A 9,904-nucleotide genomic window follows, 5' to 3' on the forward strand; every position below is an offset into this window, starting at 1 on the left:
CTCTATACTCTCTTTCTTTTTTTTTTGTGACCCCCCCGCCACCCCCCACACCGCCCCCCGCGCGCGCCGGCCGCGGGTGAAATGTGTGAAAAACACCCCGCCGCCCCCCCCGCGCCCCGGGCGCACGCTGCGCCGCCCCCACCACCCCGCCGATAAACGCGACGCGACGCCGCCCCGACGCGAACAGATGCTGCATCGCGAGCGCCGCGCCTTTCACGTTGTCGATATTCACCGAGCGAAAGCCCGGCGCGCGCAGGTCGATCAGCACGGTCGGCCGCGCCAGCGAATGCAGATGCGCCAGCAATTCCGGCTCGACGAAACCCGCGACGGCGATGGCATCCGGCGCATGCAGACGCATTTGCTGCGCGAGATCGTGCGTCGGCCCGGCGGTGAGCACGGACGGCACCAGTTTGCGTTCGCGACAGGCTTCCTCGAAGCCGTTCAGCACATGCGAAAAGAACGGACTGACCGAGAAATTGTTGTGCTGCCGATGCAGCAGAAACGTGACGCGACGGATACGCGTGCGCAGTTGCGCGGAGTCGTAACCCAGTTGCTGCGCGACTTCGACGACGCGCTCGCGCGTGGCTTCCGACAATCCCGGCTGGTTCTTAAGCGCCCGCGAAACCGTCCCGATCGAGACGCTCGCCGCGCGCGCGACATCGCGAATGGTGGTGGCCATCGTGGTGGTTCTCTGTCTCCGTGTTGATCCCGATGACGGTTGTTTAGGCCGTCAAACGGGTTCGCTTGTTTGCGGCGATTGTATAGTAAAACCGTCGCAAAACACGTCACAAAGCGTTAGAGAAAACCACTAGAAGCATTAATAAATAATGATTTTAAGGCTTTCTGTTTGTTTAGTAAAACCAGTGAAACGATGCTCATGCCGCCTCGCGCTGATGTACCGATTCGCGCGATGGCGTCCACACGTCGAGCATCATGTCGTCGTCCAATAGTGGCAAAGCAGCGGCAAGCCCAGCTTTCCGCGCATGGCCGCGTGGACTTGTTCGCCGTCGAGCGCCCAGCCTTCGATCGGGCGTCGCCAATGGCACGCGACCACCGCGCCGTCCGGTGAAAGCGTGTGCCGGATGCGCTCGATCAGCCGTCCGAGTTGCGCTTCTTCGAGGTAATAGCCGACTTCGCTAATCACGACGAGATCGAAGCGGCCGTCGGGCCATTCATCGGGCACGGTCATCCGCGCAATTTTCGCGTGCGGCGATTGAGCCATGCGCGTTTTAGTCAGCGCGACCGCGCCGTCGTTGATATCCGTCGCGATGAACTCGTCGCAGCGCGGAGCCAGCGCCGCCGTCAGTTCGCCGTTGCCGCAGGCAGGTTCGAAGACGCGGGCGTATCGCTCGTGCGGAAGGGCGGCGAGCAGCAGCGCGCGTTTGCGTCGTTCGTACCAGCGGTTGCGGATCTTCCAGGGATCGTCATCCTTTCGATACAGATCGTCGAAGTAGCGGTCGGTCGTCATATGAGGATGACTTCGAACGGCCGCGTCAGGCGCGCCAGCACATGATCGGGCAGGACCGGCGCGCTGCCCGTCGTGGCGTCGGGTTCGAGCTGGCTTCGGAACGCCTGCACCGCGCGAAGCTTGCGGGCGTGCGTGCTGTCGTCCAGCACGACGCGGCGCGCGCGGCTCCACGGCACGCGCGGATCGTCGGGCGACGCCCAGTGCCACGTCCACAGCGGCACTTCCACGAACGGCAGTCGCGCCTCGGTCGCGGCAGCATAAGCGGCGCGGCCGACGGCTTCATGATCCGGATGGCCGTCGAATCGCCAGGTGGTGAACACGACGTCGCCGGGTTGCAGGTGTTCCTGCAGCAGTCCCGACAGCTTCGGTTCCAGACGCGCCGCGCCGCCATCGGGCAGGCCGAGCCGCGCGACCTGTACCTGCCGCAGACGCAGCCGTTGCAAGGCTTCCCGCGTTTCTTGCGGACGCACGTCGGCGAGCCGCTCGGGTGGCCACGCGGGCGAATCGGGATGACTGGCGGTGCCATCCGTCACCGCGATGATCAACACGCTTCGGCTGATTTGGGAAAGGCGCGCGAGCAGTCCGCCGGTGCCGAGCACTTCGTCGTCGGGATGGGGCGCGACAATCACGGCGCGTCCGCCGAACGGAACGAGGTCCGCTGGCTCGACTTCCGGCAATGCCGCCAGCCGCGCCCAGCCTTGCCAGGCGGCTTCGGGCGTACCGTTGCCTTCGATCTGTCGATCGTTGGGCGGGGATTGCCGGGTGGTCGGTTCCCCGCGCTCACGCAACCGGGTCGTCACAGTGGCCATGAAATGCCTTCCTCCTCGATCAGACGTTGAGCGAACGATGCCGCATCGCGTTCGGCGTGGCTTTGTCGAATGAATACCGGAAGATCCGCCATCAGGTGCGCGAAATGATCGTCGCGGCACAGTGGCGCCGCGCCCAAGGCGCGCCCGGCGTGCTCCATGACCGTCACAGCCGCATGTTCCGCGCCTAGCCGCGCGCGCATCGCGGGCAACATGGCGCCGGCCAGCGGCGCGCGATCGATGATCGACGCCGTTTCGTGCAGCAACGCCGCCGTAGCGCGCAGCGTGGCGTCGATTGCGCCGAGATGCGCGAGCTTGTGCGGATCGGCACGGCGTCGCGCATCGCGCAGCACGAACTCGCCGATTTTCGCCGCCGCCCCATACCAGCACGCCGCAATGCCCGCGCCGCCGTGCCAGAAGCCCGGTCGATCCAGATACGCGCGCGGCGCGCCGAGGCGTCGCGCGGGCACGTCTTCGAAGCTCACGTCGACGCTGGCGCTGGCGCGCATGCCGACCGCCGACCATCCGCCTTGCGTGATGCGTATGCCGGGCTGACGCATGTCGACGGCGGCGAGCACGGCTTCGTCGCGATCGTTCCAGGCGGTGACGAGCGCGTGCGTGACGGATGCCGCGCCCGAGCACCACGCCTTGGTGCCGCGCAACAGAATCCATTCGGAATCTTCATCGCTGATGGTTTGAAGACGCGCGTCCGGCGGCTCGGCGGCCCACACGGCCCAGGCCGAATTCGGTTCGATACGGCTCGTGCCCAATTCCGCGAGAATTGCCAAGGCATCCGTATGACCTTCGTACAGCTTGATCAGCGATAAATCGAAACCGGCGATTTCGGCCAGCGCCTGCCAGCGATTGAGCGTGGCGCCGCCGCCCGGCAGCGGCAGATTGTCGAGTTGCGCGTCGATCAGCGCGCGCAAGGTTTGACCGGTTCGTTGCGGATTGCCGCGCTCGTGGCGGCTGTCCGCGAGAAAGGCTCGCAATACGGACGGCGTGACGTCGCCGTGTTCAGCGGCGGATGAACTGTTCAGCATGTTGGCGTCATCCGCGAAAGTTGATTGTTCTGAATGATTTGGCGATCCGCATGGCGGCTCCTGTTCGTGAAGCTTTACTTTAACAAGAGTGTGGCAAGGGACATGCCCGAGCGCCATTCGTCCGAAAGGCATAGGCCAAAACGTCGGACTTTTCGCAACAGTGTTGATCTGTGGCAAAACGTCGTTTTTGCCTATGACATCCGGCTGAATCGACAGCGCGTTCGAGCCGTATTCAAATGACGAAAGGCCGCACGAGGCGGCCTTTTAAGGGAGAACGGCAAGATGCGAGTAGGGTCAGCGGCGAGCGGGCGCGCCGACATTTTTGTTTTCGCGGACGGGTTCGGCCGCCGTTTTGCGCGCGCCCCAGCGTTGCGCAAGCACCGCGCAGACCATCAGCTGAACTTGATGGAACAGCATCAGCGGCAGTACCACCGCGCCGACCGCGCTCGACGCGAAGATCACCTTGGCCATCGGAATGCCGGAGGCGAGACTCTTCTTGGAGCCGCAAAAGATGATGGTGATCTGATCCGCGCGCGAAAAGCCGAGGCGCTTGGCGGTGAACGCGGTGATCAGTAGCGCCGCCGCCAGCAGCAGGATATTCACGGCGAGCAGGCCGCCCAGCGTGGCGAGCGAGATCGAATGCCAGATGCCTTCGTTCACGGCTTCGCTGAAGGCCACGTAGACCACCAGCAGGATCGATCCCTGATCGACGAACCTGAGCACCGGCTTGTGACGGTCCACCCATTTGCCGATGGCCGGGCGCAGCAGTTGACCGGCGACGAACGGCACCAGCAGTTGCATCACGATACTGCCGACCGTATGCCACGGCAAACCGGTCGTCGCGCCCTGGCCGACCACCAGCCCGACCAGCGCGGGCGTGATGAAGATGCCCAGCAGGCTCGACGCCGACGCGCTGCATACGGCGGCGGGCACGTTGCCCTTGGCCATCGACGTGAACGCAATCGACGACTGGACCGTGGACGGCAGCGTGCAGAGGAACAGGATGCCGGTATAGAGCGCGGGCGTGACCAGCGGCGTGAGCAGCGGCTTGAGCGCGATGCCCAGCAGCGGGAACAGCGCAAAGGTGCTGAGCAAGACCACGAGATGCAGCCGCCAGTGCGTCGCGCCGGCGACGATCGCTTCGCGCGAGAGTTTCGCGCCGTGCAGGAAAAACAACAGTCCAATGGCGACGTTGGTAATCCAGTTGAACGCGACCGCCACGTTGCCGCAGCAAGGCAGGAAGCTCGCGATGATGACCGTGCCGACCAGCATCAGCGTGAAGTTGTCAGGGAGGAGTTTGGGCCGTGCCATCTCAGAAATGTCGCGCTCGAGTGCGAAATCGAAAGCGAAGCATGCAGTCAGGGAAAACCATGATTTTCGCTTGGACCCGATTGAATTGGCAAATTCATTTCATGACGGAATTAATTCTCAAACCGCATGAATCCCGGCGTACTAACGGTCGGTGCAGCGCGCGCAAAGTTAAAGGGGCAGCAACAAAACGAGCCGACTTTTGACCAGAACTGACTGATTTCAAATTGTCTGATCAGCAGCTTTTTCTTCTTACGTTTCAACGACCCAATCAGGCGGCCTAGGCGAAAAAACTCTGACGTAACATGGTGTTACAACCGTCAAACGGGTCTAACACTTTTTGGCTCGACTGTAAGAGCGACTGCCAATAAATTGTTGAAACCCTGATCGCAGGGCTGCGCGTTGTTCCGATGCGTCTGTCCGATTTTGCTCCGACGGCGACCGGTTGCCCGCATCAATCGCACGGCGAAGCGCTGTGCAGGCGGGAGAAATGTGTCGGGCACAGGCGGTTGAACATGACGCTCACTGGCATACGCACGATAACCCGGCTTCTCGCATCCTCGGCGCTCGCAGCGCTGACGGTCGCGGGTACGCTCGCGTTCGCCGGTCCGCGCGCGGAGTGGTTGTCGTCCGCCGTGTTCGACGATTCCGCCAGCAGCCGTCAGTCGCTGCACTACACGCCGGTCTCGTCGAAGGATGGTCTCACGCCCGTGAGCGCCGAAGTACGGACCGTGCCGTTTCGTGGCGCGGGTTCGATCCGCGCCGATATCGCGCGCTACAACGAAGAGCGAAGCGTTCCGCGTCCGCAAGGCCGGCAATCCGACAATGGCCGCGGCTCGGCCAACGCGAATTACCGCAACTGATTTTCCCCTCGCTCCGACTATCGACGGCTCGCAGCGCAATTGCCGCGATCGCTGCGCATATACGCATTAACGTGCCGGTCAACTAAAAATTAATGGCCCGTCCAGTGTCCCTGTCACGCTGACGTAATCTCGCCACAGTTCCGCATCGAGATTTCGATAACCATTCCCCTCCGATATCCACTTCAGGACAATGCGCCCTGCGTTCGATTTTGCATCGGCGGCGCTTTCGAATTTCCTTACAACGGCTCGATAGCCGCGCCGGTGCGGGCTCGACGTAACGTCTGCCGCGTCTGACGTTTAAAGCCGCGAGCACATCGCGGCCGTATCGGCGCAATGGCGTATTCGAACCGCTATACCCGCAATAACCAAAAACATTTTTGACCGGATAAATGGTCCGCGATGATGGTGCCGCTCCACAAGCGATGCCTCTCGTCCAGAAAACCATCAAGCCGGTCTGATGGCGAGGCAACGATCCTCGCCCGCCAAGCAAACAATTTTCGACAAATGACAGGAGAGTCAATGAAGCCAACCGTCAAACGTGCGCCGAAGAAAGCGGTGAGAGCAACGTTCAAGGCAACCGCAGTCGCCGCCATGTTCGGCTTCCTCGCCGCCGGTGCGGCGCATGCGCAATCCAGCGTTTCGCTGTACGGGCAAGTCGACGAATGGGTCGGCGCAACCAAGTTTCCCGGCAGCGATCGCGCGTGGAACGTGGGCGGTGGCGGCATGTCGACGTCGTACTGGGGCATGAAGGGCGCCGAAGATCTCGGCAACGGCTACAAGGCCATCTTCACGTTGGAAGCGTTCTTCCGCGCGCAGAACGGTCAGTACGGACGCTTCCAGGGCGATACCTTCTTCGCCCGCAACTCGTATGTCGGCATTCAAGGTCCGATCGGTACGTTCACCGCCGGCCGCCTGACGACGCAACTCTTCGTTTCGACGATTCTGTTCAATCCGTTCGTCGATTCGTACACCTTCTCGCCGATGGTGTATCACGTGTTCCTCGGCGCGGGCACGTTCCCGACGTACCGCACGGATCAGGGCGTGATCGGCGATTCGGGCTGGAACAACTCGGTTCAGTACACGACGCCTGACTTCAACGGCCTGTCGGGCAGCGTGATGTACACGTTCGGCAACACGGCGGGCGACGGCCGCTCGAAGAAGTACAGCGCGCAGTTCCTGTATTTCCACGGCCCGTTCGCGGCGACCGGCGTGTATCAGTACGTGAACTTCAACAATACGGCGGGCGACTTCACCAGCATCGACGGTTTCGCGACGCCGGGCTTCAAGAGCCAGAGCGTCGGGCAACTGGGTGCATCGTACGATCTAAAGTATGTGAAATTCTTCGCGCAGTATGTACACGAAGAACGACTACGACGGCCCCGGCACCTTCCACGTCAACACGGGACAAGGCGGCGTGACCGTGCCGCTCGGCCCGGGCACGGTGATGGCGTCCTACGCGTACTCGCGCAGCAACGGCGGTCTGGATCAGACGCACAAGAGCTGGGTCCGCTGTCCAAGCGCACCGACGTGTACGCCGCGTACCTGAACGACAAGTACACGAGCCTGTCGACGGGCGATACCTTCGGCGTGGGCATCCGCGCGAAGTTCTAAGCGTCGTCTGCGGCATCAAAGCAAAACACCGCGCCTTCTGTCACGAAGGCGCGGTGTTTTTTTATCGGCTATCGACTAAAGACTAGCGGATCGCCAGACGCGATTTCGCGTCGTCGTATTCCTGCTTCAGACGCGCGACCAGTTCCGCCACGCTCGGCACGTCTTCCATCAGGCCGACGCCCTGACCCGCGCCCCAGATGTCCTTCCACGCCTTCGCCTTGCTGGTGCCTTCCTCGAAGTTCATCGCGGTTTTGTCGGAGACGGGCAGATTGTCGGGATCGAGCCCCGCGCTTACGATGCTCTCGCGGATGTAATTCCCGTGCACGCCGGTAAAGAGATTCGTGTAGACGATATCCGCCGCGCGCGCATCGACGATGGCCTGCTTGTAGCTGTCCATCGCGTGCGCTTCCCTGGTCGCGATAAAGCGCGTGCCCATGTAGGCGAGGTCCGCGCCCATCGCCTGCGCGGCGAGAATCGAGCCGCCATTGGCAATCGCGCCCGACAGCACGATCGGTCCGTCGAACAGGCGTCGCACTTCGCCGACGAGCGCGAACGGCGAGATCGTGCCCGCGTGTCCGCCCGCGCCGGCCGCCACCAGAATCAGACCGTCGACGCCCGCTTCGAGCGCCTTTTGCGCGTGCCGCAGATTGATCACGTCATGCAGCACGATGCCGCCATACGAATGCACGGCGTCGATCATTTCCTTGACCGGCGCGCGCAGACTGGTAATGAAGATCGGCACCTTGTGATCGACGCACACGCGCACGTCCTGTTCGAGCCGCGCATTCGACTGATGCACGATCTGATTCACCGCGATCGGCCCGATCGCCGCCTGCGGATTCGCCGCCTTGTGCGCGGCGAGTTGCTCCTGAATCTGCGTGAGCCAGTCGTCCAGCATCTCGGCGGGCCGCGCGTTGAGCGCCGGGAACGATCCGACGATACCCGCCTTGCATTGCGCGAGCACCAGTTCCGGATAACTCACGATAAACATCGGCGACCCGACGACGGGCAACGCCAGGTGCTGCAGGATGGCGGGAAGGGCCATGTCACAGATCTCCTGAAAAGTGTCTGAGCAGCCGTGGGTGGATGATTTTACGGGCGTGTCAGTGGCTTGCGTGCGATTTGTAATCGAAGATTCGCGAAGGCGCAGCACGCGAACGAGCGTTCGATTATAGGCAGCGCCGCGCGCGCGGCGGAACCCTCCATTTCCCGAGGATTTCTTCGGTTTTCGTGTCCGGGAGGCACGCCGCACGCAGGGATCGCGGATGTCGCGCCTACAATGGTTCTCAATGTGATCAACAACTACGACCATGTCCTTCGAAGGCTACGAGCCGTTTCGTGTCGACGCGGCGGGCGTCGAAATCATCGGAAAGAAAGGAGGGGACGGGCCGCCGCTGTTGCTCTTGCACGGGTATCCCCAGACGCATGACATGTAGCACGCCTGCGCCGGCGAACTTGCGCGCCATTTCACGGTGATCGCGCCGGATTTGCGCGGCTATGGTGCATCGGCGAAGCCCGCGACGGATGCGCATCACGCGCCGTATTCCAAGCGCGCGATGGCCGCCGATCAGGTCGCCGTGATGCGCCATTTCGGATTCGAGCGCTTTCTGGTGTGCGGTCACGATCGCGGCGCGCGCGTCGCGCATCGGATGGCGATGGACTTTCCCGATGCCGTCGACCGCTTGATGCTGCTCGACATCGCCCCGACGCTCGCGATGTACGAAGGCACCGATCTCGCCTTCGCGCGCGCGAACTTCCACTGGTTCTTCCTGATTCAGCCCGCGCCCTTGCCGGAAACGATGATCGGCGCGAATCCTGTCGCCTTTCTCGAACGGCTGATGTCGACGCATCACGCGGGTGCGTCACCTTTCTTGCCGCACGCGATGCAGGCCTATCGCGACGCCTTCTCTTCGCCCGAAACGATCGCCGCGACCTGCGAGGACTACCGCGCGTCGGTGAGCATCGATCTCGATCACGATCGCGCCGATGTCGAACGCGGCCGGAAAATCGCCTGTCCGCTGCGCGTGTTGTGGGGACGCGAAGCCGTGCTCACGCGCTGTTTCGATGTGCTCGCGGAATGGCGCAAGGTCGCGCGCGATGTCAGCGGGCGCGGCGTGCCCTGCGGCCACTACATTCCCGAGGAACGGCCGGACGATTTGCTCGCGGAAATGCGGGCGTTTTTCGAAGCCGACGCAGCGTGAAACTTCCCGTCAAACTTCTGTAGGGAAAGCACGGATGCATGGATATTTGTGTCACGATACGATGATCGAGACGTTGATCACGTCCATACGATTCTGCCGCTTGCCGTAGCTGACAAGCGGCTTTCTTTTTGGTGCGTCAGCTTGCGTGGATGCCGTTCGTATCCACTTTCACCGCACCGCTTTTCCCCAATTCACCGACCAGTTTTTCGAGCAGCGCGCGATGCGCGTGCGTGGGCGCGAGCGCGTCGGCGGCGGCGCGCATGGCGCGGGCGGATTGCGTCATCGCGAGCAGGGCGTCGAAGGTCATCGTGCGGACTTCCATCAGCTTGAAGACGATCAGCACTTTCAGCGCGTTCTTCGCATTGCGGGCCGGATCGGCCTGCAGATAATCGAGGCGCGAGAACGCGACATCGAGCGCGCGCGCGACGTCATCGAAGGGCGCGCCATGACCGGGAATCACGATATCCACTTCCAGTTGCGCGATGCGTTCGAGCACCGCGCGTTCTTCCGCAAAACCGCTTTCGCCTTCTAGGCTCTGTTCACATTTGAAGAAATGTGTTTACATCTCATCTTTTGCGTAAGCGATCAAGATGAGTCGAATGTT

Annotated in this window: 7 protein-coding genes and 3 pseudogenes; 3 read left to right on the top strand and 7 right to left on the bottom strand. The window is 62.4% G+C overall.

Features of this window, described 5'->3' with window-relative positions; genetic code table 11:
• The 5 genes from BVER_RS24985 to BVER_RS25005 form a co-directional block, all read right to left on the bottom strand.
• On the bottom strand, positions 1-679 hold a 679-nt coding region (locus tag BVER_RS24985; RefSeq protein WP_232316752.1), incomplete at its 3' end, for a LacI family DNA-binding transcriptional regulator.
• 252 nt (positions 680-931) lie between these two features.
• Positions 932-1,468, bottom strand: a complete 537-nt coding sequence (locus BVER_RS24990; RefSeq protein ID WP_232316753.1) for a class I SAM-dependent methyltransferase — start codon at positions 1,466-1,468, stop codon at positions 932-934.
• Positions 1,465-2,277, bottom strand: coding sequence for a PIG-L deacetylase family protein (locus tag BVER_RS24995; protein ID WP_050455559.1), 813 nt, complete (start codon positions 2,275-2,277; stop codon positions 1,465-1,467). Before BVER_RS24995 ends, BVER_RS24990 begins: the two co-directional genes overlap by 4 nt.
• Positions 2,265-3,317 carry an acyl-CoA dehydrogenase family protein gene (locus BVER_RS25000; RefSeq protein WP_050455561.1) on the bottom strand — a complete coding sequence of 351 codons (1,053 nt, stop codon included), beginning with the start codon at positions 3,315-3,317 and terminating at the stop codon, positions 2,265-2,267. Before BVER_RS25000 ends, BVER_RS24995 begins: the two co-directional genes overlap by 13 nt.
• Before the next feature lie 294 nt (positions 3,318-3,611).
• Positions 3,612-4,628: a bile acid:sodium symporter family protein gene (locus BVER_RS25005; protein ID WP_050455562.1), complete on the bottom strand. Its 1,017-nt coding sequence runs from the start codon at positions 4,626-4,628 to the stop codon at positions 3,612-3,614.
• A 512-nt stretch (positions 4,629-5,140) separates the two neighbouring features.
• Here BVER_RS25005 and BVER_RS25010 point away from each other — a divergent pair.
• Together BVER_RS25010 and BVER_RS25015 are read left to right on the top strand one after the other, a co-directional pair.
• The gene (locus tag BVER_RS25010) at positions 5,141-5,488 is read left to right on the top strand and encodes a hypothetical protein (protein ID WP_050455564.1); all 348 of its coding nucleotides are present in this window, start codon (positions 5,141-5,143) and stop codon (positions 5,486-5,488) included.
• A 519-nt stretch (positions 5,489-6,007) separates the two neighbouring features.
• Positions 6,008-7,099 (top strand): annotated as a pseudogene (locus BVER_RS25015) (porin).
• An 82-nt stretch (positions 7,100-7,181) separates the two neighbouring features.
• Here the strand turns inward: BVER_RS25015 and BVER_RS25020 are convergent.
• Positions 7,182-8,144: an NAD(P)H-dependent flavin oxidoreductase gene (locus BVER_RS25020; RefSeq protein WP_050455563.1), complete on the bottom strand. Its 963-nt coding sequence runs from the start codon at positions 8,142-8,144 to the stop codon at positions 7,182-7,184.
• A gap of 265 nt (positions 8,145-8,409) precedes the next feature.
• Here BVER_RS25020 and BVER_RS25025 point away from each other — a divergent pair.
• A pseudogene (locus BVER_RS25025) lies at positions 8,410-9,300 on the top strand (alpha/beta fold hydrolase).
• Between the two features lie 136 nt (positions 9,301-9,436).
• On the opposite strand, the pseudogene BVER_RS25030 reads toward BVER_RS25025, so the two are convergent.
• Positions 9,437-9,832, bottom strand: a pseudogene (locus tag BVER_RS25030) (MBL fold metallo-hydrolase); the annotation flags it as partial.
• Positions 9,833-9,904: the final 72 nt, after the last annotated feature.

Origin of the sequence: Candidatus Burkholderia verschuerenii (genome assembly GCF_001189365.1) — a bacterium.
In the GTDB taxonomy this organism is placed as follows: domain Bacteria; phylum Pseudomonadota; class Gammaproteobacteria; order Burkholderiales; family Burkholderiaceae; genus Caballeronia; species Caballeronia verschuerenii.